This window comes from Aeromonas sp. 97A, from assembly GCF_051919185.1.
GTDB lineage: Bacteria > Pseudomonadota > Gammaproteobacteria > Enterobacterales > Aeromonadaceae > Aeromonas > Aeromonas veronii.
This window is the reverse complement of sequence record NZ_JBQBFF010000002.1, coordinates 23,772-48,862: the sequence shown is the minus strand read 5'-3', so window position 1 is coordinate 48,862 and position 25,091 is coordinate 23,772. Positions and strand designations below refer to the sequence as shown.

General features: G+C 59.7%; 14 protein-coding genes and 18 pseudogenes. 29 read left to right on the top strand and 3 right to left on the bottom strand.

Going from position 1 to position 25,091, the window contains the following annotated elements; translation table 11 throughout:
- The first annotated feature begins 60 nt into the window (after positions 1-60).
- The 13 genes and pseudogenes from ACTG27_RS22205 to lafU all read left to right on the top strand — a co-directional run bounded on the left by ACTG27_RS22205 (position 61) and on the right by lafU (position 7,356).
- Positions 61-537 (top strand): flagellin N-terminal helical domain-containing protein, encoded by a 477-nt coding sequence (locus ACTG27_RS22205; RefSeq protein ID WP_439980590.1) that lies wholly within the window; start codon positions 61-63, stop codon positions 535-537.
- Positions 538-658: 121 nt separating this feature from the next.
- Positions 659-919 carry a flagellin gene (locus ACTG27_RS22200; RefSeq protein WP_439980588.1) on the top strand — a complete coding sequence of 87 codons (261 nt, stop codon included), beginning with the start codon at positions 659-661 and terminating at the stop codon, positions 917-919.
- A 114-nt stretch (positions 920-1,033) separates the two neighbouring features.
- Positions 1,034-2,317: pseudogene (lafB, locus tag ACTG27_RS22195) on the top strand (lateral flagellar capping protein LafB).
- Positions 2,318-2,363: 46 nt separating this feature from the next.
- Positions 2,364-2,757 (top strand): annotated as a pseudogene (lafC, locus tag ACTG27_RS22190) (lateral flagellar export chaperone LafC).
- Between the two features lie 123 nt (positions 2,758-2,880).
- A complete protein-coding gene (locus tag ACTG27_RS22185) occupies positions 2,881-3,186 on the top strand; it encodes a LafX (protein ID WP_439980586.1) in 306 nt (101 codons plus the stop codon).
- A gap of 22 nt (positions 3,187-3,208) precedes the next feature.
- The gene (locus tag ACTG27_RS22180; RefSeq protein ID WP_439980584.1) at positions 3,209-3,475 is read left to right on the top strand and encodes a hypothetical protein; all 267 of its coding nucleotides are present in this window, start codon (positions 3,209-3,211) and stop codon (positions 3,473-3,475) included.
- 80 nt (positions 3,476-3,555) lie between these two features.
- Complete coding sequence (locus tag ACTG27_RS22175; RefSeq protein ID WP_439980582.1) at positions 3,556-3,786, top strand: hypothetical protein; 231 nt, start codon at positions 3,556-3,558, stop codon at positions 3,784-3,786.
- A gap of 76 nt (positions 3,787-3,862) precedes the next feature.
- A complete protein-coding gene (locus tag ACTG27_RS22170) occupies positions 3,863-4,057 on the top strand; it encodes a flagellar hook-length control protein FliK (RefSeq protein ID WP_439980580.1) in 195 nt (64 codons plus the stop codon).
- Positions 4,045-4,290, top strand: a pseudogene (locus ACTG27_RS22165) (hypothetical protein); the annotation flags it as partial. The gene ACTG27_RS22170 and the pseudogene ACTG27_RS22165, both read left to right, overlap by 13 nt.
- 29 nt (positions 4,291-4,319) lie before the next feature.
- Positions 4,320-4,778: pseudogene (gene lafF, locus ACTG27_RS22160) on the top strand (lateral flagellar basal body-associated protein LafF).
- Positions 4,779-4,785: 7 nt separating this feature from the next.
- Positions 4,786-5,500: pseudogene (lafS, locus tag ACTG27_RS22155) on the top strand (lateral flagellar system RNA polymerase sigma factor LafS).
- Positions 5,501-5,550: 50 nt separating this feature from the next.
- Positions 5,551-6,409, top strand: a pseudogene (lafT, locus tag ACTG27_RS22150) (lateral flagellar motor stator protein LafT).
- Positions 6,409-7,356, top strand: a complete 948-nt coding sequence (gene lafU / locus ACTG27_RS22145) for a lateral flagellar motor protein LafU (RefSeq protein WP_439980170.1) — start codon at positions 6,409-6,411, stop codon at positions 7,354-7,356. The pseudogene lafT and the gene lafU overlap by 1 nt, the downstream one beginning before the upstream one ends.
- A gap of 499 nt (positions 7,357-7,855) precedes the next feature.
- Here lafU and ACTG27_RS22140 read toward each other — a convergent pair whose 3' ends face one another.
- The 3 genes and pseudogenes from ACTG27_RS22140 to ACTG27_RS22130 all read right to left on the bottom strand — a co-directional run.
- The gene (locus ACTG27_RS22140; protein ID WP_439980578.1) at positions 7,856-8,017 is read right to left on the bottom strand and encodes a hypothetical protein; all 162 of its coding nucleotides are present in this window, start codon (positions 8,015-8,017) and stop codon (positions 7,856-7,858) included.
- Positions 8,018-8,132: 115 nt separating this feature from the next.
- Positions 8,133-8,348 (bottom strand): transglycosylase SLT domain-containing protein, encoded by a 216-nt coding sequence (locus ACTG27_RS22135; protein ID WP_439980622.1) that lies wholly within the window; start codon positions 8,346-8,348, stop codon positions 8,133-8,135.
- 74 nt (positions 8,349-8,422) lie between these two features.
- A pseudogene (locus tag ACTG27_RS22130) lies at positions 8,423-8,500 on the bottom strand (hypothetical protein); the annotation flags it as partial.
- A 355-nt stretch (positions 8,501-8,855) separates the two neighbouring features.
- Here ACTG27_RS22130 and ACTG27_RS22125 point away from each other — a divergent pair.
- The 16 genes and pseudogenes from ACTG27_RS22125 to ftsZ all read left to right on the top strand — a co-directional run bounded on the left by ACTG27_RS22125 (position 8,856) and on the right by ftsZ (position 25,042).
- Entirely contained in the window at positions 8,856-9,152 is a 297-nt protein-coding gene (locus ACTG27_RS22125) for a hypothetical protein (RefSeq protein ID WP_017409426.1), read from the top strand.
- A 239-nt stretch (positions 9,153-9,391) separates the two neighbouring features.
- Positions 9,392-9,850: a division/cell wall cluster transcriptional repressor MraZ gene (mraZ, locus tag ACTG27_RS22120; protein ID WP_005305730.1), complete on the top strand. Its 459-nt coding sequence runs from the start codon at positions 9,392-9,394 to the stop codon at positions 9,848-9,850.
- Positions 9,851-10,790: pseudogene (gene rsmH / locus ACTG27_RS22115) on the top strand (16S rRNA (cytosine(1402)-N(4))-methyltransferase RsmH). It begins immediately after the preceding gene.
- Positions 10,791-10,793: 3 nt separating this feature from the next.
- Positions 10,794-11,109: pseudogene (ftsL, locus tag ACTG27_RS22110) on the top strand (cell division protein FtsL).
- Between the two features lie 76 nt (positions 11,110-11,185).
- Positions 11,186-12,865: pseudogene (locus ACTG27_RS22105) on the top strand (penicillin-binding transpeptidase domain-containing protein).
- Positions 12,846-14,330 (top strand): annotated as a pseudogene (gene murE, locus ACTG27_RS22100) (UDP-N-acetylmuramoyl-L-alanyl-D-glutamate--2,6-diaminopimelate ligase). Before ACTG27_RS22105 ends, murE begins: the two co-directional pseudogenes overlap by 20 nt.
- Positions 14,327-15,682 (top strand): UDP-N-acetylmuramoyl-tripeptide--D-alanyl-D-alanine ligase, encoded by a 1,356-nt coding sequence (locus ACTG27_RS22095; RefSeq protein ID WP_439980174.1) that lies wholly within the window; start codon positions 14,327-14,329, stop codon positions 15,680-15,682. Before murE ends, ACTG27_RS22095 begins: the two are co-directional and overlap by 4 nt.
- Positions 15,676-16,758 (top strand): phospho-N-acetylmuramoyl-pentapeptide-transferase, encoded by a 1,083-nt coding sequence (mraY, locus tag ACTG27_RS22090; RefSeq protein WP_005355120.1) that lies wholly within the window; start codon positions 15,676-15,678, stop codon positions 16,756-16,758. The genes ACTG27_RS22095 and mraY overlap by 7 nt, the downstream gene beginning before the upstream one ends.
- A gap of 4 nt (positions 16,759-16,762) precedes the next feature.
- Positions 16,763-18,037 (top strand): annotated as a pseudogene (murD, locus tag ACTG27_RS22085) (UDP-N-acetylmuramoyl-L-alanine--D-glutamate ligase); the annotation flags it as partial.
- A 3-nt stretch (positions 18,038-18,040) separates the two neighbouring features.
- A pseudogene (gene ftsW / locus ACTG27_RS22080) lies at positions 18,041-19,220 on the top strand (cell division protein FtsW).
- Positions 19,220-20,298, top strand: a pseudogene (murG, locus tag ACTG27_RS22075) (undecaprenyldiphospho-muramoylpentapeptide beta-N-acetylglucosaminyltransferase); the annotation flags it as partial. The pseudogenes ftsW and murG, both read left to right, overlap by 1 nt.
- A gap of 6 nt (positions 20,299-20,304) precedes the next feature.
- Positions 20,305-21,760: pseudogene (murC, locus tag ACTG27_RS22070) on the top strand (UDP-N-acetylmuramate--L-alanine ligase).
- Between the two features lie 166 nt (positions 21,761-21,926).
- A pseudogene (locus ACTG27_RS22065) lies at positions 21,927-22,139 on the top strand (FtsQ-type POTRA domain-containing protein); the annotation flags it as partial.
- Positions 22,137-22,609, top strand: a pseudogene (locus tag ACTG27_RS22060) (cell division protein FtsQ/DivIB). The pseudogenes ACTG27_RS22065 and ACTG27_RS22060, both read left to right, overlap by 3 nt.
- Entirely contained in the window at positions 22,590-23,849 is a 1,260-nt protein-coding gene (ftsA, locus tag ACTG27_RS22055) for a cell division protein FtsA (protein WP_005305690.1), read from the top strand. The pseudogene ACTG27_RS22060 and the gene ftsA overlap by 20 nt, the downstream one beginning before the upstream one ends.
- Positions 23,850-23,889: 40 nt before the next feature.
- Positions 23,890-25,042 (top strand): annotated as a pseudogene (gene ftsZ / locus ACTG27_RS22050) (cell division protein FtsZ).
- Positions 25,043-25,091 lie beyond the last annotated feature (49 nt).

Sequence of the window (25,091 nt, the reverse complement as noted above, 5' to 3'; positions counted from 1 at the left end):
TCGCTTCTTACTTTTGTACGGTTATTTGCTGCGAACGCAGCTTTAAATGAGGATCATGTTATGGGTTTGTCTATTCACACCAATTTCGCTTCTCTGACTACTCAGAATCAGCTGAACAACACCAACAAGATGTTGGGTACCGCCATGCAGCGTCTGGGTACCGGTCTGCGTATCAACTCCGCTGCCGATGATGCCGCAGGTCTGCAGATGGCTACTCGTCTGCAAGCGCAGTCCAGCGGTCAGAAAGTTGGTATGCGTAACTCTCAGGATGCCATCTCCATGATGCAGACTGCTGAAGGTGCCATGGACGAGATGAGCAATATCGTTCAGCGCATGAAGGATCTGGCTACCCAGTCTGCGAACGGAACAAGCACCAGAGATCGCACAGCAATGAACGCAGAGTTCACTGAGCTGCGTGCTGAGCTTGATAACATCACCAACAATACCACTTTTGGTGGTCAGAAACTGCTTGCTGCAAGGGTGGCTCCTTTGGTTTCCAAGGGAACGTACCTTCCAAATCGGTGCATCCAGTACTGAAAAACTGGATGTAGAAACGATGAAGGTACACCGGTACTGCCCTGAGGAGCTGAGGGTATTGCGGACGCTGGTACTTGTCGCTGGCATGTGAGTGATCAAACCAAAGCGAGTAAAGCTATTGATGCGACAAGTGCTCTTTCTTGAGGGGATCGGTGAGGCTCGTTCCACCTTCGGTGCCAACATCAACCGTCTGGAGCACACCGTCAACAACCTCTCCAACATGAAAGAGAACACCGATATGGCGAACGGCCGCATCATGGATGCCGACTTCGCCCAGGAGAGCACCAACATGACCAAGAACCAGATGCTGATGCAGGCTGGCATGTCCGTGCTGTCCAACTCCAACCAGATGACCGGCATGGTGACTTCCCTGCTGCGTTAATGGTGATATGGCCGCTCCTATGGGGGCGGCTTTTGTTTAGCCATTACCGTTGTCGGTTGGAAAGGGATTAAAGGACATTTTCCAACAGGCATGCCACCGAATAAGGGTGTAATGATGCAAGTAGATCCGGCCAGCATGGCAATGCAACTGGTAGCCGTCGAGCGCCAGAACATGGATAAGCTGCTGAAGAAGCAGATGGACAGTATCAAGGGCAGCAGAGCGCCATCAGCACACTCACCACCAAGCTGTCGACCTTCCAGACCATGCTCAAGGATCTGAACAAGGCAGCAACCTACAAGCCCAGAAGGCCACCATGTCCCAAGAAGGGCTCATGACGGTGACGAGCAATGGAAAGGCCAGCTCGGGGCAATACAACTTCTTCGTGGAGCAGTTAGCCCAGTCTCATCAGGTTGGTCTTAGCAGCTTGATAGCGACACGGCCCCCCTGCCTGCGGATGGTATCTTTTCTCTCACCGTCAAGGCAAGACGCTATCGACATCGATCTGGCTACCCTGCCTGCTGGATCGACAGTGAAGGATCTGGTTTCCCATATTAACAATGCCAAGGATAACCCGGGTGTGAAAGCCACACTGGTTCGGACTGATGGCAAGGTCAGCATGGTGTTGACCAGCAAGGATAGTGGTGAAGAGAATGCCATTACGGTGAATTACAGCGGTGATGCAAGCTCTTGCCTTGGGAACTGCCATTGCCAACAAGAGCGGACATCACCCAGGCCCAGAATGCCAAGTTGCGATGGGCGAACAATCCGCTAACCATCACCTCGGCCAGCAACAAGATTGAAAATGTGGTCGATGGCCTTACCCTCCAGCTCACCAAAGCACAGAAGAGCGGCGATGCGCCTCTGCAGGTTACTGTCGAACAGGATAAAGAGGCGGTCACCGGCTCTCTCAAGAAGTTTGTCGACAGTTATAACGAGCTGATCGACGAGCTGGCCAAGATGATGTCCAGTGACCCCAAGGCTCCGGGAGCCTCTCTTCCGACAGCGGTGTACGCAGCCTCAAGAGCGTGCTTGCCAACAGCGTGCGGGAGCTGCCCAATGGTCTTAGCCTGAGCAGTCTTGGCATCAAGACCGACAAGACCGGCAAGCTATCCTTCAACGAGACTGACTTCAACAAGGCGCTGGAGAAAGATCCCGAGCTGCTGGGCAAGGCACTGATGGGCGATGATGGTCTGCTCAAGCGGATGAGCAATTCACTCGATCCCTACACCAAGCGCGATGGCGCACTCAAAGGGCGCAAGACCGGCTTGGAAGCCAGTGAGAAAGCGGGTGAATGAGCGGATGGAAGCGCTGGATCGCCGTATGAATTCCGCGTATAAGCGCTACCTCAATCAGTTTACCACCATGAATCAGATGATGCAGACCATGGGCGCCCTGTAAGGGGTCTTGCTATTTGGCTGCCTCATCCGGAGCAAGCGAGTTTTACATGTTTGAACATCAAGATGGTTACGATGCTTATCAGTTCGCCGCTACTCAGGCCAAGGCTGCGAGCGCTGATCCGCATCAGTTGGTACTGATGCTGATGGAGGGGCTGCTCGACGAAATGGCCAGAGCCGAAGGCCATATTCTGGCCCGCCAGTTTGAGCGAAAGGGTCAGTCAATCAACAAGTGTTTGCAGATTCTTGGCGGGTTGGACAGCGCACTTGATATGGATAAAGGTGGCGAGCTGGCAGCCAACCTGCACCGTCTTTATGACTACTGCGGTCAGCGGCTGTTCGAAATCAGCGTGTCCAACGATGTTGCTGGGATTTGCCGAAGTGCGTCGCATCCTGCTGGAGCTGAAAGAGGGTTGGGAAGCAATGGCGCGTCATCCTCGTTGATGCGGAAGTCATGCTTCCTTCTTCCTCTGTTCTTCCTCACGCCCAACATATTGAAATTTCTTAGTTCTCGGTCTGGCCCACTCCTTGCTTGTGGGCTGGTTTATCTTCTTTTTGGGGCTCGTCATGTCAGGTATTGCTCCCGTGTTGCGTGAGACCGAACTGCAGACTCGCCAGCGTCAGTTATTGGGGTTGGGTACGCTATTGCTGCAACAAGCGCAAGCTGGCCAGTGGGATGCAGTCAGGCTAACCGATGGGCGTTTCGCACACTTTGTCTCTCAAGTTAGCCGCAATCCCCAACTCTGGGCTGCGTTGCAACCAGCAAGAGATAAAGCCCGAATTTTGTATCGACAGGCATTGCAACTCTGCGAGCAGGAAACCCTGGTTCGTAACAGGAGTGGCAGCAGCTTTCTTCGATTCGTGAAGGCTTGACCGCCTACGGTGAGACAGAGCAATGGGATTGATTCAATTTAGCGGTTTTGACGCTGTGCATTCGCCTGATGTCACGGCCTTGAACCGTTTGTCCGGCCAAGCTGGCAGTGAAGGAGAGCTGTATCAACCGCTGGATGAGGTGGTTGACCCTCTGCTTACATTGCCCTTGCCCGAGCTGGCTGCCAGCGATGTTGCGGTAGAGCAGAAAGAGAGAACAGCCGGGCGGAAGGCGACCCAGCTGAACAGCTGCCAGCGTTTACCAATATGCCTCCTCTCTTTGTCAGAGTAAGTGATGCCGATCTTGATGGTTTTCGTGTAAGCCGTACTTTTTCCCGAGCTGAAGGTAGCACCGGTGGCCAGCAGGTGGTGGTGGATAACAAATTGCCGCCCTCTCTTCGTACCTTGATGGGGAGTGCGACCACGCTGCCCGAGCAAGAGGTGATGCCGCGTCGTGAAACGGTCTCTGCCGCTGCAGAACAGGCGCTCTCTACGTTGCTTGTCAAATCAAATGGGCAAACCGGTGTATTGCCCGGCCGCTTCACCTTGCCGGTTATGGCTGCCGGTTTGGATATGGAAATGTGCCAGATACCGCTGCGGTAGAAAACAGGTTGCCAGATGCTCGCCAGCTGGCTGTCGGACAACTCGCCGCTGCACCGCTGCGTCCGGTCGAGTATCAATGGGCTCCTGTGAAATTGGTCGACAACCCCGCCAGTGGGGACAGCAGCTGATGGATGTGCTGAAAGACAAGGTGGAGCTTCAGGTCAACCAGCAGGTGAAGCAGGCCCATATCCGGCTTGACCCGCCAGAGCTGGGCCGACTCGAGTTGACTGTCGTCTTGAGGGGGACCGGCTCAATGTCCAGCTCAACGTAACCAATCCTGCGGTGCGCGAGGCGATGATCCAGTCGATGGAACGCTTGCGGATGAGCCTGGCTCCCCATCATGCCGGGGGAGTCGAGGTCAACGTGGGGCAGGGGGGTGAACAAGACGGCAGGGTAAGTGGCAACAACAGCAAATCATGGCCGGACGACGTCAATGGCAGGAAGAGTTCGAGCCTGCCGATGGTACGGTGCACGACTGGCTCAACACCCTGGTTTGATTTTTAACCCGGCAATAGCGAGAGTGGTTTTACATTATGCGGCGAGTGGTTAAGTGGTTGATGATGGGCGTGATGGCTCTGTGCCTGCTGGCCATGCTGGCCTATGGCGCATGGCTTAAACGCGATGTGGTTGCCGTCTGGCTCGGATTGGCAGAGCCAAAGCCAGAGCTCAGCGCCACTCCGCTGTTCAAGCCGATGGAGCGCTTTGTCATCAGCCTGGAGGGGGGCTTGAGTCCCATTATCTCGTGCTCGAGCTGGCTTTGGTGACCCACAATCCGGCACAGCTCAATTCGCTCAATGAGCTGACACCATTGATCCGCAATGCCATGGTGCAGTATTTCAGTCACCGTACCCATGATGACGTAAAAGTCGAGCTGCAGAATATTTCCAAGTTGCAAAGTCTCTCTGCGCGACAAGCTGGTCACTACGGTACAGGGATATGGCTACAAGCCCTATCTTGATGAAGTGCTGATCACCAAGGTGCTGGTGCAGTAGCCACGATATGACTGATTCCGTTTGGGATGCTCCGCAAGAGTTTGCCGATACTCCGCAACTTCCTCGCACGGGAGAGCCCGCCATTCTTGCTCGCTATCTACCCTTGGTGAAGCGAGCCGCCAGTCATCTGCGCAGCCAGGTCAGTGCCTGTTTTGATCAGGAGGACATGGAGCAGGTGGGAATGATGGGATTGCTGGAGGCGTGGCGCCGTTATGGCAGCGAGCCCGATGCCCAGTTTGAAAGTTATGCCTTCAAACGGATTCGTGGCGCCATGCTCGATGAGTTGCGCCGTCTGGATTGGCGACCCCGCCAACTGCGACAGCAGGTACACGGCCATAATCAGGCGCAGCGTGAACTGCACAATCGTTTGGGGCGCCCCCTCAGAGCAAGAACTTGCTGCTGCGCTCGACTGTTCGGTGGATGAGGTGCGTCAGTTGTCCTACGCCAGCCAGGCTGAAGCGCTGCAGAGTCTGGAAGAGTGGCTGGAGAATGGCGGCAAAGCTCCGACCACAGAGTCTGATGATGTCGATATGGCGATGACCATCAGCAAGGTGTTGGCCACTCTGGATAAACGCGAGCAGTTATTGCTTTCCCTCTATTACCAGCAAGAGCTCAATATGAAAGAGATCGCGCTGGTGCTGGGATTAACCGAATCCCGGGTTTGTCAGCTGCACAAACAATGTGTACTTCAGCTAAAGCAGCGATTGGTCGACTCCATATAGTAGTGCTTCACCTTTACTGGTGACCCTTCTTGTATCGTGCGGGAACATTCATGCAAAAACAGATTGGCATCGGCGTCATATTAGTGTGCGTGCTGGGTGGCTTCATGATGGCCGGGGGCAAACCTCGCAGCCTTGTGGCAGCCAGCCGAGCTCATCATCATCATCGGCGCAGCGGTAGGCTCCATGTTTCTGGGCAACTCGAAAGAGGTGATGCATGAAATGTGGCGGCAGATAAAGATGTGCTTCAAAGCGAATAAAGAAGAGAAAGAGGTCTATCGTGAGCTGTTGACTCTGATGCATCAACTGCTTGAAGAGACACGCAACAAGGGTATGAAGGCGCTCGACGAGCATATTGAAAATCCCCAGCAGAGCTCGGTTTTCTTGATGTATCCCCAGATTTCGGAAGATCCCCAACTGCTTGGTTTCATTATCGATAACCTGCGTCTGCTCGGAATGGGCAAGATCACACCCCATGAACTGGATACCGTGCTGGAGCAGGAGATCATGGCCATTGAAGAGGACATGCTCAAGCCTGCTCATGCCTTGCACAAAACCGGCGAGGCCTGCCCGGGCTTCGGCATTCTTGCTGCGGTGATGGGGATCATCATCACCATGCAGCAACTGGACGGCCCCCTGAGCAATATCGGTGTCCATGTGGCGGCGGCGCTGGTAGGCACCTTTATCGGTATTTTCCTCTGCTACTGCTTGCTGGAGCCAATCAGCAATGCCATGGAAGAGATGGTCAAGCGCCGTATCGGCCTGTTGATGTGCATCAAGTCGATCCTGATTGCCCAGTTGCGTGGCAAGACACCGCTGCTTGCCGTCGATTCGGGTCGCAAGATCCTGGAACCTGAAGTCAAACCAAGCTTCCTTGAGCTGGAAGATTGGGTGACCAACAGGGCGATGTAATGCGCAATCACGAACAGATTATCGTCAAGCGCCAGCAGCGTCGTAACAGCGGTCCCAAAGGGGGCGGCGCCTGGAAGGTGGCATTTGCCGACTTCACGTTGGCCATGATGGCTTTCTTCATGGTGCTCTGGATCCTGGCTGTGTCCAATCAGGAGGAGCGGGAAGTCGTTGCCAGCCGCCTGCGGGACTACAGCATCATGGACAGTGAGGCCAACCCGTTTGATATTCGCAACAGCCCCTATCCTGCCGATCTCGGTGGCAATCCCTCCGTGATTGATGAGTTGAACCCCAAGTTCGATCAGCAGGGTCAGCTGATGCCAAAGCATATGGACCGTAATCAGAGCATTTTTTCTGACGGTCCGGGCGGTGGATATGAAAAGCTGTTGATAGGCAAGCTTGAGGGGGAAGCCCAGATGAAGCAGCTGGCCAGCTTTATCGACCATCTTGCTGAGCAGATGCAGGCGAAGAATAACCTCGAGATTCAAATTGTTCCCCAAGGATTGCGGATCCTGATCCGTGATGACGCGGATCGGGAAATGTATAGCCGCGGCAGTGCCCGTATTAGCCCTTTCTTTCGCCATATGTTGATGGCGCTGGCCCCCATATTCCAGCGTATCGAGAATCGGGTCATGATTTCTGGCCATACCGACAGCACACCGTTTGCCGGTGACAACTACAGCAACTGGGAGCTATCGTCAGACCGCGCCATGATGGCAAGACGGGTGTTGCTGGCGGGAGGCATGCCACCTGAACGGGTCGGGCAGGTTGTCGCGATGGCCGATACCATGCTGGAAGATACCCGCAATCCACAAAGCAGCCGTAATCGGCGCATTGAATTGCTGGTCATGACAACCCAGGCAGAAACTAATCTGGAGCAACTTTTCAGCTCCCAAACGCAAGCGGCAACCAGCCATGCCAAGGAGATGATTTCCCATGGACGACCCTGAGAGTAGAGTTTCCGCTGCATACCTCGCACAATGATCCACGCAGAAAAGTACCGCGCTGGTATCTGCACGATGGAACAACGCCTTTCGAGTCACAGAGTTGTGGTATTGCGGCCAGATTGCTGATTTCCGGATTTGCTGTTTGACAAGAGCATTGGCCGCGCAGTGATCAAAGACATTGGTCCGGGCGGGTTGGTTTCCTTGCTCCTGCTCGATTTGAATTACCCGAAACGGTGACACTCTCCCTGTTGCCGCGAATTGCGCTGGATTGCAACATCACTCATCGTCGCGCCATTGGCCGGCAGCTCTGCTTTTATGGTGCTCGCTGGTCATATCCGGAAGAGGTCGATTTGGCTCCGGTACTGAGCCATTGGCGCCACTGTTTCATGGTGCCGCAATCAGCGGCCGCTTCTGCTGAATCCCAAGAGGATCAGGCAAGCGTTCCAGCCTGATCTCGCCTCGACTCATATCCAATCCTCTTGCTGCTTGCAGCAACAAGGGGTCATGCAAGCTTTCCAGTGATACTGCTTTGACAATGGCGGTCGCTTTGCTGTTCCGGTGTGTTGGTGGGGGCTTTCCCCTTGCTGTAGACGATCGGGACAGTTGGTGATCCCTTGAGCATCGGGAGCTGCCACGCCGGATTCCAGCGGCTTGCTTCATTCATCGCTACCCCCTTTGCCATGGCCCACTGCAACAGTGAGCAGCCATCCGGATGCATGGAATATTTGCAAGTCATTGCCGCTGTGCCATGGCGGAAGGGTGAGCTGGTGTTGTTCTGCTCATATCAAGCAATTGGCCAGCGCGATAAAGCGAGCCACATAGAAGCGTGTTTCCGTGGGTAACTGCAGCTCCCATACATTACGTGTCCCCGCATTGAGCACAGCTTTCAGTACTCGGCCCTCCCCTGCGTTATAGGCCGCCAGCGCCAGTAACCAGTCCTGCCCAAAGAATTGATGAAGCCAGCTGAGATAGGAAAGCGCAGCATCGGTCGCCAGGGGCAGGAGTAGCGGCCATCAAAGCTTGGCATCATGGGAATGGCAAATCGTGCGGCTGTGTCCGGCATCAGCTGCCAGGGGCCTGCGGCTCCTGCTGTCGATACCACATCCAGCCGATAACTGCTCTCAATCAGTGGCAAAAAGGCCAGCATACTGGGCAACTTGCGTTCTAACCTGTTGTTCCACCCAGCGAATCATTGGCTGGGATTGCGCAAGACGTTGTTGCAGATGATCTCGTTGCTTCAACAGAAACTGGGTTTGCTGAGTGACCAAGTCAGCTCCTTTTCCTTGTATTGGGGTAGGAAAACCAGCCTGCCAATGATAGTTATGATAGGCATAACAATAAGGAGATAGTCATTAGCAGTACGCTAACTAGCCAGCGGATAGCTCGAGTCATGATGCGGGGTTGAAAGATCAAGCAGCGCTAAAAAATAAAAACATGATGTATCTCAACAGTTTTCGATAGTTTTTGTCGACTGTTCATGTGGAATCCAGGATGTGATAAGCATGATAGCACGAGTAAAAAAGACCCCAAAAGCGGGCAAGGCGATCCAGAAATTTCTACTGTATTTGATTCTCGCCAATTTTGTATTGATGGGACTTTATGTCGTGCATGCCGGAGAGCTGGCATTTGGTACCAATATCCTGCTGACGTTCCTGCTGATTATCTATAATCTGCTGCTTTGCCAGCTGGTCTGCCTGCGGGCTCGACGTGCCGGGGATGGCTACATCATTTATCCCGTGGTCGGTGTTAGCATCATCTTGTGTGCCGTGGTGTTGTTCCGCTTCATTATTTCCCCCTGACAGAGTCGGCATTCAGGTCGACAGCTAATTAATCGATACACCTCTTTCGCAAATAACTTGTGGAAAATCAACTCATTTAATTCTCGCGGCTGAAACGCTGCGTCAATATGTTCCCCATGCCCGAGATCCTCGCTTGAAAAGCCCTCAGCACGTCCTTAAACTTCAAGGTGGGGAAAAGTGGATCAAAGTGGTTTTTATCGGCAATTTGCCCCCTTTAACTCATTTTCAGGGACTGCAATTTGTTGCGTGGTGCGCATGCCATCAGCCTCGACAGCAAGGGGCGATTGGCGATTCCGACCAAGTACCGTGATTGGCTGCGCGACGAAAGCGAGGGCCAGCTGGTCTGCACCATCGATATTGCCCATCCCTGCCTGCTGCTTTACCCCCTGAACGAATGGGAAGAGATCGAGCGCAAGCTCAAGACGCTCTCCAGCATGAATCCCCTTGAGCGCCGCCTGCAGCGGCTGTTGCTCGGGCATGCGACCGAATGCGAGCTGGACGGCAATGGCCGTCTGCTGCTCAGCCAGCCACTGCGCAGCCATGCCGGGCTGGACAAGAAGATCATGCTGGTGGGCCAGCTCAACAAGTTTGAGCTGTGGGATGAAGCCCGCTGGCAACAACAGGTCAATGACGACATTCAGGGCCTGCCCGAAGACGACTGGGCAAGCTCGCCACGACTACAGGATTTCTCTTTATAAATGACCCAAGCCGCTGAACACATCACAGTGCTGCTGCACGAAGCCGTTGAAGGGCTGGCCATCAAGCCGGACGGCATCTACGTCGACGGTACGTTTGGCCGGGGTGGTCACTCTCGTCTCATTCTCCAGCAGCTTGGCCCCAACGGCCGGCTGATCGCCATCGACCGGGATCCCCAGGCCATTGCCGAAGCGGCCAAGATCCAGGATCCCCGTTTCGAAATCGTGCACGGCCCCTTCTCCGGCATTGCCTCCTATCTGGATGAACGCGGCTTGCTGGGCAAGGTAGACGGTTTCCTGCTGGATCTGGGGGTCTCTTCTCCCCAGCTGGACGATGCCGAGCGCGGTTTCAGCTTCATGAAGGACGGTCCGCTCGACATGCGGATGGACCCCACCTCCGGTCAGAGCGCCGCCGAATGGCTGGCTCGCGCCGATGTGGACGACATCGCCTGGGTGCTGAAGACCTTCGGCGAGGAGCGTTTCGCCAAAGAAGATCGCCCGCGCCATCGTGCACGATCGGGTGACCGAGCCCTATGTCCGCACCCGTCAACTGGCGGAGATGATTGCCCGGGTCAATCCGAGCAAGGAGAAGGGCAAGCACGCCGCTACCCGCAGCTTCCAGGCCATCCGCATCTACATCAACAGCGAGCTGGACGAGATCGAAACCGCGCTCAACGGCGCGCTGCAAGTGCTGGCTCCGGAAGGTCGTCTCTCCGTCATCAGCTTCCACTCGCTGGAAGATCGGCTGGTAAAGCATTTCATCCGCAAGCACGAGAAAGGGCCGGAAGTGCCGCACGGCATTCCGTTGACCGAGGCCCAGCTGGCCGGCGGTCGCAAATTGAAGTCGGTCGGCAAGGCGCTCAAGCCTTCCGAACACGAAGTCAGCGAAAACAGCCGATCCCGCAGCTCGGTGCTGCGGGTCGCCCAGCGGTTGGCGGAGTAAGCCATGAGCGAGGTGCGCGTTCATCTGGCCAGGGAGATCGTTGCCGATCTCTGGCGGCACAAGCTGCAGGTGGTGCTGGCCATCGCCGTGCTGATCACCGCCTTTGCGGTGATCCTGGTGACCAACATGACCCGCGGTCTGACGGCCAAGCAGAACGACCTGATGGCGGAGGAGGATCGCCTCAACATCGAATGGCGGCACCTGTTGCTGGAGCAGGGCACGCTGGCCGAGCACTCCCGGGTGGCGAGTCTGGCCATGGACAAGTTGCAGATGGCTCGTCCCGCTGGTGACCACCGAGAAGGTAATTACACAACCATGAACGCAAGGCTTCCGCCAAAGGCTGGCCAAAGCCCAAGGTCAAAGCTCCGTCACTCTATCCGTGGCGCTTTCGCACGCTGGTGTTCTTCATCGGCATTGCGTTTGCCGGCTGATCCTGCGACTGGCCTGGATCCAGGTGATCGACCCGGATCGGTTGCGCCAGGAAGGGGACATGCGCTCCCTGCGTACCACCTCCACCCAGGCGGTGCGCGGCATGATCACCGATCGCAACGGCGAGCAGCTGGCGGTTTCGGTGCCTGTTGAGGCTGTCTGGGCCGATCCCAAGACGGTGCATGAATCCGGCGCCATCCATAACGAGCGGGCCTGGCTGGCCCTGTCCGCCGTGCTCAAGCTCGACATCAACACCCTCAAGCACCGTATCTCCAACCCGAGCAAGCGCTTCGTCTACCTGCAGCGTCAGGTGACGCCTGCGGTGGCGGAATACATCAAGGGGCTCAAGCTGGGTGGCATCTATCTGCGCCCCGAGGCGCGCCGTTTCTACCCGACCGGCGAAATCAGCGCCCACCTGGTGGGGGTGACCAACATCGATGGCAGCGGTATCGAGGGGATCGAGCGCAGCTACAACGAGTGGCTGACGGCAACCCCTGGCGAGATGCGGGTGCGCAAGGACAGACAGGGCCGCGTCATCGAGCGGCTTGGCCTGGTGAAAGAGGGCAAGAACGCCAACGACCTGCAGCTGAGCATCGATCAGCGGGTGCAGGCGCTGGCCTACCGGGCCCTCAAGCGGGCCACCGACGAGAACAAGGCGACCTCCGGCTCCATGGTGATGCTGGATGTCAAGACCGGCGAAGTGCTCGCCATGGTCAACACCCCCTCCTACAACCCCAACAACCGCGGCCAGTACCAGAGTTTCCGGGTGCGCAACCGGGTGGTGACCGATACCTATGAGCCGGGCTCCACCGTCAAGCCGTTGATCCTGCTCAGCGCCCTGCAGGCCGGCGTCACCAGCTGGAAGGACACCATTCCGGGTGGCCCTTTGTTCATCGGGGCCAAGCAGATCCGCGACGTGAGTATCCACAAGGCGACCAACCTGTACGACATCCTGCGCTACTCCTCCAACATCGGCATGTCGCGCATCGCGCTGCGGATGCCGGCGCAGGAGATGATCAACACCCTCAGCATGGTGGGCTTCGGCATGGATACCGGCAGCGGCCTGATGGGTGAGAGCAGCGGCATGCTGCCCCAGCGTCGGCGCTGGTCCGATATCGAGCGAGCCACCCTGTCGTTCGGCTATGGCCTGCGGGTCACCCCGCTGCAGCTGGCCTCCGCCTATGCCACCCTGGCCAACAAGGGCAAGCGGGTGCCGCTCTCCATCGTCAAGGTGACCGACGCCTCCCAAGGGTGAGCAGGTCATCGATCACAACAACGCCACTGCCATGTTGCAGGCGCTGGAGTACGTGGTCAGCAGTGCCATTCCGAAAGCACAGATCCCCGGTTATCGCGTCGGTGGCAAGAGTGGTACCGCCAAGGTCGCGGTCGCGGGTGGCTATGGCAAGGACTACATGGCCTGGTTCGCCGGTTTCGCCCCGGCCAGCAATCCCCGTTTCGTCATGGTGGTGGTGATCAACGAGCCCAAGGGCGACGCCTACTATGGCGGCGCCGTGGCGACACCGCCGTTTGCCGAAGCCATGGGCGGGGTGCTGCAGCTCTTCAATATTCGTCCCGACGCGGTGCCGCCTGCGGTGCCCACCAAACTTGCCCGTACGGAGGCTTCCAATGTTGTCCCGCGCACTTGATGCAACTGATGCGCCCCTTCGGCATTCCAGGCGCTGGCGCTCGCGCTTACCGACATCCAGCTGGACAGTCGGCGGGTCGGGCCCGGTTGTCTCTTCGTGGCGATTCGCGGGCATCAGGTGGATGGCAGACGGTTTATCGAACAGGCGGTGGCTCAGGGAGCGACCGCCGTACTGTTTGAAGAGGACGGTGAATTCGTGGCACCGGCTCTGAGCGTGCCTTGTCTCGGGATGCCGGATCTGCCCGCCAGGCTCTCTGCTGGCTGGCTATTCTACGACCAGCCGGCCAGCAAGCTGGATCTGGTGGGCATCACCGGCACCAACGGCAAGAGCACCACGGCGCTGCTGGTGGCCAACTGGCGTACCCTGCTGGGTGGCAAGGCCGGGGTGATGGGCACCATCGGCAACGGTCTGTTCGGCGAACTGGTGGAAGCGGAAAACACCACTGGCAGCGCGGTGCAGGTGCAGGCCAATCTGGCCGCTCTGCAAGCGCAGGGGGCGGATCTGGTGGCGATGGAGGTGTCCAGCCACGGCCTGGTACAGCATCGCGTGGCGGCCCTGCCGTTTGCTGCCGCCGTATTCACCAACCTGAGCCGGGATCATCTGGACTATCACGGCACCATGGAGGCCTACGGCGCCGCCAAGGAAGAGCTGCTGAAACTGGTGGACGAACCCTGCGCCGTGCTCAATGCCGACGACCGGTTGGGTCGCCAATGGCTGGCCGCCTATCCGGCCGCGGTGGCGTTCAGTGTGCACGGTCCGGTGGCTAGTCACCCGGGGCGACAGCTGACGGCGCAGGATCCCCATTTCCACCAGCAAGGTTTTCGCACGCAGATTAACTCCAGCTGGGGGAATGGTGTATTATCCGCCCCCTTGCTCGGGCGCTTCAACGTCAGCAACGTGCTGGCCGCGATGGGCGCCATGCTGGTGCTCGGTTATGACTTCGACGAGTTGCTGGCCAGCGCGCCGCAACTGCAGCCGGTAACCGGCCGCATGGAGTGCTTCGGTGGCGGCAATACGCCGCTCGCCGTGGTCGATTACGCCCACACCCCGGATGCGCTGGAGAAGGCATTGCAGGCCCTGCGGGTGCACTGTGACAGGGCGGCTCTGGTGCCTGGTGGGTTGTGGTGGCGACAGGGATCGCGGCAAGCGCCCCATGATGGCCGCCATGGCCGAGCAGCATGCGGATCGCGTGATCCTGACCGACGACAATCCCCGTACCGAGGAGCCGGCCCGGATCATGGCCGACATGGTGGCGGGTCTTCGCGATCCTGCTGCGGTGCAGGTGGAGCACGACAGGGTCAAGGCGATTGCGCTGGCCATCGGTCAGGCGAGCAAACAGGACATCATCCTGGTGGCCGGTAAGGGTCACGAGGATTATCAGATCATTGGAACCGACAAGCGGCACTACAGCGACCGGGAAACCGTTGCGGCCGCCTTGCACACATTATTGGAGTCATTCAAATGATGACCCTCAGGCTTGCCGAGCTGGCGCAGGTACTCGATGCCCGTCTGATTGGTAACGATGGCGAGATCACCGTCGTCAGTACCGACACCCGCACACTGGGCGCGGGTGCCCTGTTCGTTGCCCTGCGCGGCGAGCGCTTCGATGCCCACGATTTTTGCGAGCAGGCCGTTCAGGCAGGGGCCTCTGCCCTGCTGGTCGAGCGTGAGCTGCCGTTGGCCATCCCCCAGCTGGTGGTGACCGACACTCTGAAAGGACTGGGCCGCCTCGGCAAACTGGTGCGCGAGCGCATCAACCCGAAAGTGCTGGCCATTACCGGCAGCTGCGGCAAGACCACGGTGAAGGAGATGGCAACCGCCATCCTGCGCAACGAAGGGGAAGTGCTGGCCACCGCTGGCAACTTCAACAACGAGGTGGGCGTGCCGCTCACCCTGCTGCGCCTCGAGCCGCAACACAAGTTTGCGGTGATGGAGCTGGGTGCCAACCATCCGGGCGAGATCGCCTGGACTACCTCGCTGGCCAAACCCGATGCCGCCATCATCAACAACGTGGCGGCGGCCCATCTGGAGGGCTTCGGCTCGCTGGAAGGGGTGTTCCACGCCAAGAGCGAAATCTTTGAGGGGCTGAGCGAAGGCGGCACCGCCATCGTCAATGCCGACAACGAATTCTGGCCGAAGTGGCGGGAACGCGGCATTCAGTGCGCCTTCACCATCGAAGATCAGTGCCAGCCGTTCCACGCGCGCAACCTTGTGCTCAACGAGCGAGGCTGCGCCGAGTTCGTGATGGTGACCCCGCAAGGCGAGCTGAGCCTGACTCTGGCGATCCCGGGTCGCCACAACGTGGCCAATGCGTTGGCTGCCGCCGCGGGCTGTCTGGCACTCGGCGCATCCCTCGCCGGTGTCAAGGCGGGGCTGGAGCAGATGGCTCCGGTCAAGGGGCGCTTCTGCGTGCAGCGCTGGGGCGGTCTGACCCTGGTAGATGATACCTACAATGCTAGCGTGGAGTCCGTGCTGGCGGGCATCGATGCCCTGACCGCCATGGGCGGCTTCAAGGTGCTGGTGTTTGGTGATATGCGGGAACTGGGTGAGGAGTCTGCCGAGCAACACGCCCGGGTTGGCCGTCATGCCCGCGAGTGCGGTCTGGATGCCGTGCTGACAGTGGGAGAAGAGAGTCGCCATACCGCAGATGCCGCGGCGGGCCGACATTTCGATAACAAGGCGTCGTTGTTTGAAGTGCTTGCGCAAATGATAAATACACATCAGGAAATTTCGATTCTGGTCAAGGGGGCACGTGGCTCCCGCATGGAAGATATCGTCGAGATGGTCAAAGACCGTCAGGAGTCAGCCACATGCTAGTCTGGCTGGCCGAACTGCTCACCCCGCACTTCACCTTCTTCAACGTCTTCTCCTACCTGACGTTTCGCGCCATCCTGTCGATCATCACCGGACTGGGGGTTGCCCTCTGGATGGGGCCACGCCTGATACGTCGCCTGCAGATCCTGAAGTTTGGTCAGGTGATCCGCAACGACGGTCCCGAGTCCCACCTCAGCAAGCGGGGTACCCCGACCATGGGTGGCCTGATGATCATTGCTGCGATTTTTACGTCTGTGCTGCTCTGGTGCCGCCTCGACAACCCCTATGTCTGGCTGGTGCTGTTTGTGCTGGGTGCCTATGGCGCCATCGGCTTTGCCGACGACTACCTCAAGGTGGTGCGCAAGAATACCGACGGCCTGATCGCGCGCTGGAAGTATTTCTGGCAATCCGCGGTAGCGCTGGCGGTGGCTGTGTTCCTCTATGCGACCGCAACCCATGAGGGGCAGACCCAGCTGGTGGTGCCTTTCCTCAAGGATGTGATGCCGCAGCTTGGCTTGATGTTTATCGTGCTGACCTACTTTGTCATCGTCGGCACCTCCAACGCGGTCAACCTGACCGACGGTCTCGACGGCCTGGCCATCATGCCGACCGTGATGGTGGCGGGGGGCTTTGCCCTGATCGCCTGGGCCACCGGCAACGTCAACTTTGCCAACTACCTGCACATTCCCTACGTGCCCTATACCTCCGAGCTGGTGATCGTCTGTACCGCCATCGTCGGGGCGGGTCTGGGTTTCCTCTGGTTCAACACCTATCCGGCGCAGGTCTTCATGGGGGACGTCGGTTCCCTGGCGCTGGGCGGCGCGCTCGGCACCATCGCCGTGCTGGTCCGTCAGGAGTTCCTGCTGGTGATCATGGGCGGCGTCTTCGTGATGGAGACCGTCTCGGTGATCCTGCAGGTGGGGTCCTACAAGCTGCGCGGCGTGCGGATCTTCCGCATGGCACCGATCCATCACCACTACGAGAAGAAGGGCTGGCCGGAGCCGCGCGTCATCGTGCGCTTCTGGATCATCACCCTCGTGCTGGTGCTGCTGGGTCTTGCCACCCTGAAGGTGAGGTAAGGCCATGGTCATCATCATCGGACTCGGCAAAACCGGACTCTCCTGTGTCGATTACTTCCTCGGCCGTGGCGTGACGCCGCTGGTGATGGATACCCGCGCCAACCCGCCCGGCAGGGATCAACTGCCTGCCGAGGTGGAGCTCATCCACGGGCTGGATGGCGAGCTGCTCAAGCAGGCGCACATGATAGTGGCGAGCCCGGGTATCGCGCTGGCGACCCCCGAACTGAAAGCCGCTGCCGAGTTCGGGGTGCAGATCGTCGGTGACATCGAGCTGTTTGTGCGCGAGACCCAGGTGCCGGTCATCGCCATCACCGGCTCCAACGGCAAGAGCACCGTCACCACCCTAGTGGGCGAGATGATTGCCGAAGCCGGCCTCAAGGTCGGTGTGGGCGGCAATATCGGCACGCCGGCGCTGGAGCTGCTCAAGCAGCCGATGGATCTGTGCGTGCTGGAGCTCTCCAGCTTCCAGCTGGAAACTACTCACAGCCTGCGCGCCGCCGCCTCCGTGGTATTGAACCTCTCCGAAGATCACATGGATCGCTATCAGGGCATGGCCGACTATCGCGCCGCCAAGATGGAGATCCATCAGCACTCCAAACACATTCTGATCAATCGCGACGATGCCCAGACCCTGCCCGATGTGGGCCAGGTGTGGCAGAGCTTTGGCCTTGACTGCAACGGTTACGGTCGTTGCGAGCTGGATGGCCGTCACTGGCTGACCCTGCACGGCGAACCGTTGCTGGCGGTGGACGAGATGAAGATCGTCGGCGCCCACAACCAGGCCAACGCGCTGGCCGCCATGGCCCTGTGCGATGCGGTCGGTATCCCGTGCGAGCCGCAGCTGCGAGTGCTGCGCCGTTTCGAGGGGCTGCCTCACCGTGCCCGCTTCGTGCGGGAGGTGAACGGGGTGCGCTGGATCAACGACTCCAAGGCCACCAACGTGGGGGCGACCCTGGCTGCCGTTGCCGGTGTGCGCGAGTCGGTGAAGGGCCGTCTGCTGCTGCTGGCCGGTGGCCAGGGCAAGGGCCAGGATTTCGGCCCGGTTCAGGCGCTGCTCGGCAGCCAGATCGATCACATGTACTGTTTCGGCCAGGATGCCGAGGTGCTGCTGGCGCTGGGTGAGCAGACCGAACGGGTCGCGGATCTGGATGCCGCGGTCGCCAAGGCGGCCGCCGATGCCAGACCCGGCGACTGGGTGCTGCTGGCGCCGGCCTGCGCCAGCCTCGATCAGTTCAAGTCTTTCGAAGCGCGCGGTGATCGTTTCACCGAGCTGGTACAGGTTATGAACGCCCTTCGCGCAGTCGCAGGCTTCTTGCAGCGCTGGCTGTTGCCGGCGCGCCCTGCCGGTCTCTATGACCGGCAGCTGGTCGTGCTGGCGCTGGCGCTGATGGCGGTGGGTCTGGTCATCGTGGCCTCCGCCTCGATCCCGAAGGGATCGCCATCAACAACGATCCCTTCATGTTCGTGAAGCGTCACGGCCTGTTTCTGCTGATGGCGCTCGGCATCTCCTGGTTTGTGCTGCAGGTGCCGATGGCGCGCTGGCAGCACTACAACGGCCCCATGCTGCTGCTGGCCATCGTCATGCTGGTGCTGGTGCTGCTGGTGGGCCGCAGCGTCAACGGCTCGGTGCGCTGGTTGCCGCTTGGCCCCTTCAACCTGCAGCCGGCCGAGTTCGGCAAGCTGGCGCTGTTCGTCTATCTGGCGGCTACCTGGTGCGCCGTCAGAGCGAGGTGCGCGAGCGTTTCATCGGTTTCATGAAGCCGATGGCGGTGCTGTTCGTGGTGGCCATCCTGCTGCTGGCCCAGCCCGATCTGGGCTCGGTGGTGGTGATGTTCGTCACCTCGCTCGGCATGCTGTTCCTGGCCGGCGCCCGCCTGGTGCAGTTCATCGGTCTCATCCTGGTGGGGGTGAGCGCGGTGGTGACCCTGATCATCGCCGAGCCGTACCGGATGCGGCGGGTGACCTCCTTCCTCGACCCCTGGGCCGATCCGTTCGGCAGCGGCTACCAGCTGACCCAGTCGCTGATGGCCTTCGGCCGTGGCAGCTGGTTTGGCGAGGGGCTTGGCAACTCCATCCAGAAGATGGAGTACCTGCCGGAGGCGCACACCGACTTCGTGTTCGCCATCCTGGGTGAAGAGCTGGGCTATGTGGGCGTGCTGGGCGCGCTGTTTCTCATCTTTGCGCTGGCAATCAAGGCGCTCAAGCTGGGGCACCAGGCGCTGGTGGCCGAGCGACTGTATGAAGGCTATCTGGCCATCGGCATCGGCATCTGGTTCAGCTTCCAGACCTTCGTCAACGTGGGCGCAGCCAGCGGCATGATGCCGACCAAGGGGCTGACCCTGCCGCTGGTCAGTTATGGTGGTTCGAGCCTCATCATCATGATGGTGGCGGTGAGCATGTTGATTCGTATCGATTTCGAGTTGCGCCAGGCCAGTGCCCAGGCGCGCGTGCGGGAGGTTTAGTGAGCAAGACGCTGTTGGTGATGGCAGGCGGTACCGGGGGCCATGTGTTCCCCGGCTTGGCCGTGGCTGATCGCCTCAAGGCCCAGGGCTGGACCATTCACTGGCTCGGCACCGCCGACCGGATGGAGGCCGAGCTGGTGCCTGCCCATGGTTACCCCATCTCCTTCATCGATATCCAGGGGGTGCGTGGCAACGGCATCAAGCGTCTGCTGGTCGCGCCCTATCGCATCGTCAAATCAGTGCTGCAGGCGCGCCGGGTGCTCAAGACCATTCGCCCCGACGTGGTGCTCGGCATGGGTGGCTTTGCCTCCGGCCCGGGTGGCGTGGCGGCCTGGCTGTCCGGCATCCCGCTGCTGCTGCACGAGCAAAATGCTGCGGCCGGCCTGACCAACAAGCTGCTGGCTCGCCTCGCCAAGCGGGTGCTGATGGCATTTCCGGGCGCCTTCGCGCCGAGCCATCGCACCGCCGTGGTGGGCAACCCGGTACGCCCCGAAGTGGTGGCGCTGCCGGATCCTCAACTGCGCAGCGGCGCTGAGCCACTGCGGCTGCTGATCGTCGGTGGCAGCCTGGGGGCCCGGGTGCTCAACGAGCAGGTGCCGCCAGCGGTGGCGGCGGCCGGCGTGCCCATCGAGGTGCGTCACCAGTGTGGCAAGGGCAATCGCGATGCCGTGGCCGAAGCCTACGCCAAAGAGGGCGTTGCGGCCGAAGTGAGCGAATTTATCAAGGACATGGCCGATGCCTATGCCTGGGCCGACTGGTGGTGTGCCGGGCGGGGGCGCTGACCGTCTCCGAAGTGGCTGCCGCCGGGGTCGCCGCCATTTTCGTACCGCTGCCTCACGCGGTGGATGATCACCAGACCCGCAACGCCCTGACCCTGGTCGACGGCGGTGCGGCTGAATTCCTGCCCCAATCCGAGCTGACGACGGCCTCGCTGGCCGCGCGTCTCTCCTGGCTCGCCGGGCGCAGGGAAACCCTATTGAACATGGCCCAGGCCGCCCGTCGCGTGGCCATTACCGATGCCGCCGAGCGGGTTGCCGACACCGAGTGCAAACGCCTGGCGACCGGGCAGATTGAGAGAGAGACTATGACCAAGGTTGAACTGGCAAAACTGCGTACCGTTATCCCTGAAATGCGCCGCGTGCGTCGCATCCACTTCATCGGCATCGGTGGTGCCGGTATGGGCGGTATCGCCGAAGTGCTTGCCAACGAAGGGTATCAGGTAACCGGCTCGGATCTGGCCCGCAATGCGGTGACCGAGCGACTCGAGTCCCTTGGGCGCCCACATTTTCGTCGGTCACAGTGCCGAACACGTGAACGAGGCGAGCGTGGTGGTGGTCTCCACCGCCATCAAGCAGGACAACCCCGAGCTGCTGGCCGCCCGCGAGCTGCGCATCCCCGTGGTGCGCCGCGCCGAGATGCTGGCCGAGCTGATGCGCTTCCGCCACGGCATCGCCATCGCCGGCACCCACGGCAAGACCACCACCACCAGTCTGGTGGCGAGCATCTATGCCGAAGCGGACCGGGATCCGACCTTCGTCATCGGTGGTCTGCTCAACAGCGCCGGCACCAATGCCCGCCTGGGCAGCAGCCGCTATCTGATTGCCGAGGCGGACGAGAGCGACGCCTCCTTCCTGCATCTGCAGCCGATGGTTTCCATCGTGACCAACATCGAAGCGGATCACATGGACACCTATGGTGGCGACTTCTCCAAGCTGAAGGCCACCTTCATCGACTTCCTGCACAACCTGCCGTTCTACGGGCTGGCCGTGGTGTGCGTGGATGACCCGGTGATCCGCGGCATGTTGCCGGAGATCGCCCGTCCCACCATCACCTACGGCCTGAGTGATGATGCCGATGTGCAGGTGCTGGACTTCGTGCAGACCAGCAACCGCAGTCGCTTCCGGGTGCGCCGCAAAGATGCCGGCGAGCTGGAGGTGACCCTCAATCTGCCCGGCATCCACAACGCGCTCAATGCCGCCGCGGCGATTGCGGTCGCCACCGAGGACGGGATCGGCGATGATGCCATCATCCGGGCACTGGCCAAGTTTGAAGGGGTAGGTCGCCGCTTCCAGCAATATGGCGAGTTCGAGACCGGTCGCGGCAAGGCCATGCTGGTGGACGACTACGGTCACCACCCGAGCGAGGTCAAGGTCACCATCAACGCCGCTCGCGCCGGCTGGCCCGAGAAGCGGTTGGTGATGGTGTTCCAGCCGCACCGCTACACCCGTACCCGCGATCTCTACGAAGACTTCGCGGACGTGCTCTCCAAGGTGGATGTGCTGGTGATGCTGGAGGTTTATGCCGCCGGTGAAGAGCCGATTCCGGGCGCCGATGGCCGCGCCCTGTGCCGTTCCATCCGCTCCCGCGGCAGCCTGGAGCCCATCTTTGTCGCGACGCCGGACGATGTGCCGGCGGTGCTGGCCGGGCTGGTCGGCGAGGGCGATCTGGTACTGACCCAGGGGGCAGGGAACGTCGGCGCACTGGCTCGCCGTCTCGGCGAGATGAAATTGAGCATCGAGAGCATGAAATCCGGCGCCTGAGGGCCCAATGAGTATTTTGACCGCCAAGCCGGGGCCTATATAATGGCGAACCGGTCTGCAAAGGGCCGGCATGGCGCGTTAAACGGGGATCGATCGGGTGGAGGCAAGGGCACAAGGGCGCACCAAGGGGGGCTTCATCGCCGGGGTGGGATTTTTCATCCTGGTCATGTGGGGCCTCTACCAGACCGCGCTGGATGTTAAAGATTGGCTGACGGATGCCAATCGGTTGCCCATGAGCGAGCTGTTGCTGCAGGGGCAACACCAGTATTTGCAAACCGATGAACTGCGCAGCGCCGTGCTGGATGGCGCCGAGTTGCGCAACTTCTTCGAGTTGGATGTGAACGAATTGCAGGCGCGGTTGAACGCCTTGCCTTGGGTGGCCCAGGTCTCGGTACGCAAGAAGTGGCCGAACAAGATCAAGGTCTACCTCACCGAACAGGCGGTCGCGGCCCGCTGGAATGGCAACCGCTTCGTCAACACCAAGGGTGAGGTGTTCAGTGCGCCGGACAGGGTGAAGACCCCTCTGATGCAGCTGTCCGGGCCAGAAGATCAGGCCGTCAAGGTGCTGGAGGCCAGCCGCCAGTACGAGGCGCAGCTGGCGGCCAGAGGGTACAAGCTGCTGGGGGTGAATCTGACCCCCGCCATGCCTGGGAACTGACCCTGGATGGCAACATTCAGCTGTTTTTGGGGCGCTCGGATATCGCGCTTCGACTGCAGCGGTTTATCGATGCCTTTCCGGTCATCGAACCTCGTGAGCGGGTTGCTTACGTGGATCTTCGATACGACACCGGAATGGCAGTTGGCTGGAAGAAGAACGAAGAGAAAGTGAATGACCAAAACCGCAGATAGAAATCTGATTGTCGGGCTGGATATCGGCACAACCAAGGTGGCGGTTCTGGTTGGCGAAGTGCTGCCAGACGGTGAACTCAATGTCATCGGCATGGGCAGTCACGCCTCTCGCGGCATGGACAAGGGCGGGGTCAACGATCTTGATTCCGTGGTCAAGTCCCTGCGTCGCGCGGTGGAAGAGGCTGAAATGATGGCTGACTGCCAGATCAGCTCCGTCTATCTGGGGTTGTCCGGCAAGCATATCGACTGTCGCAATGAAACCGGCATGGTGCCCATCTCCGATGAAGAGGTGACCCAGGAAGACGTGGACAACGTCATCCACACCGCCAAGTCGGTACGGTTGTCCGATGAGCTGAGGGTGCTGCACGTGCTGCCCCAGGAGTTCGCCATCGACTACCAGGAAGGGATCAAGAACCCGGTCGGCCTCTCCGGCGTGCGGATGGCGGCCAAGGTGCACCTGATCACCTGCCACAACGACATGGCTCGCAACATCGAGAAATGCGTGGAGAAGGTGGGGCTGCGGGTGGATCAGCTGATCTTCTCCGCACTGGCGTCCAGCTACGCCGTGCTGACCGAGGACGAGAAGGAGCTGGGTGTCTGCGTGGTGGACATCGGTGGCGGCACCATGGACATGTCGCTGTTTACCGGCGGTGCCCTGCGTCACACCAAGGTGATCCCGTACGCCGGCAGCACGGTGACCAGCGATATCGCCTATGCCTTCGGCACCCCGCCGCTGGACGCGGAGGCGATCAAGGTGCGCTATGGCTGCGCCCTCGGCCGGCTGGTCAGCAAGGAAGACAATATCGAAGTACCCAGTGTCGGCGGTCGTCCGGCGCGCAGCCTGCAGCGGCAGACACTGGCTGAAGTGATTGAGCCCCGTTACACCGAGTTGCTCTCCATGGTGAATGATGAGCTGGTGCGGGTACAAAGCGAATTGAAAGCGCAGGGGGTCAAGCATCAGCTGGCCGCCGGTGTGGTCTTGACCGGCGGCGCTGCTCAGATCGAAGGCATTGTGGAGTGCGCAGAGCAGATCTTCCAGAGCCAGGTCCGGGTAGGGGAGCCCATGAATATCCGGGGATTGAGTGATTATGTGCAGGCGCCTGTGTACTCGACCGCGGTCGGGTTGCTGCAGTATGGCCGCACCCATCAATCCACCGGCAGTAGCAAGGAATATGCCGCCAAGGCAAGCGTAGGTGGGCTGGTCAAACGGGTCAGCAACTGGTTGCGTGGCGAGTTCTAAAAGATTTTGCTGAGTCAGGCAAATAAAGCGGAGAGACAACATGTTTGAATTTATGGATAGCCACACTGACGAAGCCGTCATCAAGGTGATAGGTGTGGGTGGCGGCGGCGGCAACGCAGTCGAGCACATGGTTCGTCAAAACATCGAAGGCGTTGAGTTCATCACCGTGAACACCGACGCCCAGGCACTGCGCAACTCCAGCGCCAATACCACCTTGCAGATCGGCGGTGGCATCACCAAGGGTCTGGGTGCCGGGGCCAACCCGGAAGTGGGTCGTGATGCGGCCATGGAAGATCGGGAAGCGCTGCGCGAGCTGCTGACCGGTTCCGACATGGTGTTCATCGCCGCTGGCATGGGTGGTGGTACCGGTACAGGTGCTGCACCGATCGTGGCCGAAGTGGCCCGCGAGATGGGTATCCTGACAGTTGCTGTCGTAACCAAGCCGTTCTCCTTCGAAGGGAAGAAGCGGATGGGCTTTGCTGCTCACGGCATCGAAGAGCTGTCCAAGAACGTCGACTCCCTGATCACCATCCCCAACGACAAGTTGCTGAAGGTGCTGGGCCGCGGCATCTCCCTGCTGGACGCCTTCAAGGCTGCCAACGACGTACTGCTTGGCGCGGTACAGGGCATTGCCGAGCTGATCACCCGCCCGGGCTTCATCAACGTCGACTTCGCGGACGTGCGTACCGTGATGCGTGAAATGGGTACCGCCATGATGGGTACCGGCTCCGCCTCCGGTGATGACCGTGCCGAAGAAGCGGCCGAGAAAGCCATCTCCAGCCCGCTGCTGGAAGACGTGGATACTGGCCGGTGCCCGCGGCATCCTGGTCAACATCACCGCCGGCATGGACATGACCATCGAAGAGTTCGAAACCGTGGGTAACGCGGTCAAGGCCTTCGCCTCCGAGAACGCCACCGTGGTGGTGGGTACCGTAATCGACCCGGAAATGCACGACGAACTGCGCGTGACCGTGGTTGCCACCGGTATCGGTGCCGAGCGCAAGCCGGACATCACGCTGGTGAAGAACAACATGGTACAAGAGCGTCCGGCCCGTCAGCCCCTGATCAGCGAAGCCCTGCAGTCTCGCGTGATGGAAGAGGCCCCGGCCAAGGTGGTCAACGCCGAGCCGCAAGCTCGTCGCGAACCGGATTATCTCGATATTCCTGCGTTCCTGCGCAAGCAAGCTGACTAAGCCTCCAATGACGCTGGTTTGTTTGTTGCTTAAGGAATGTGCTAAGATG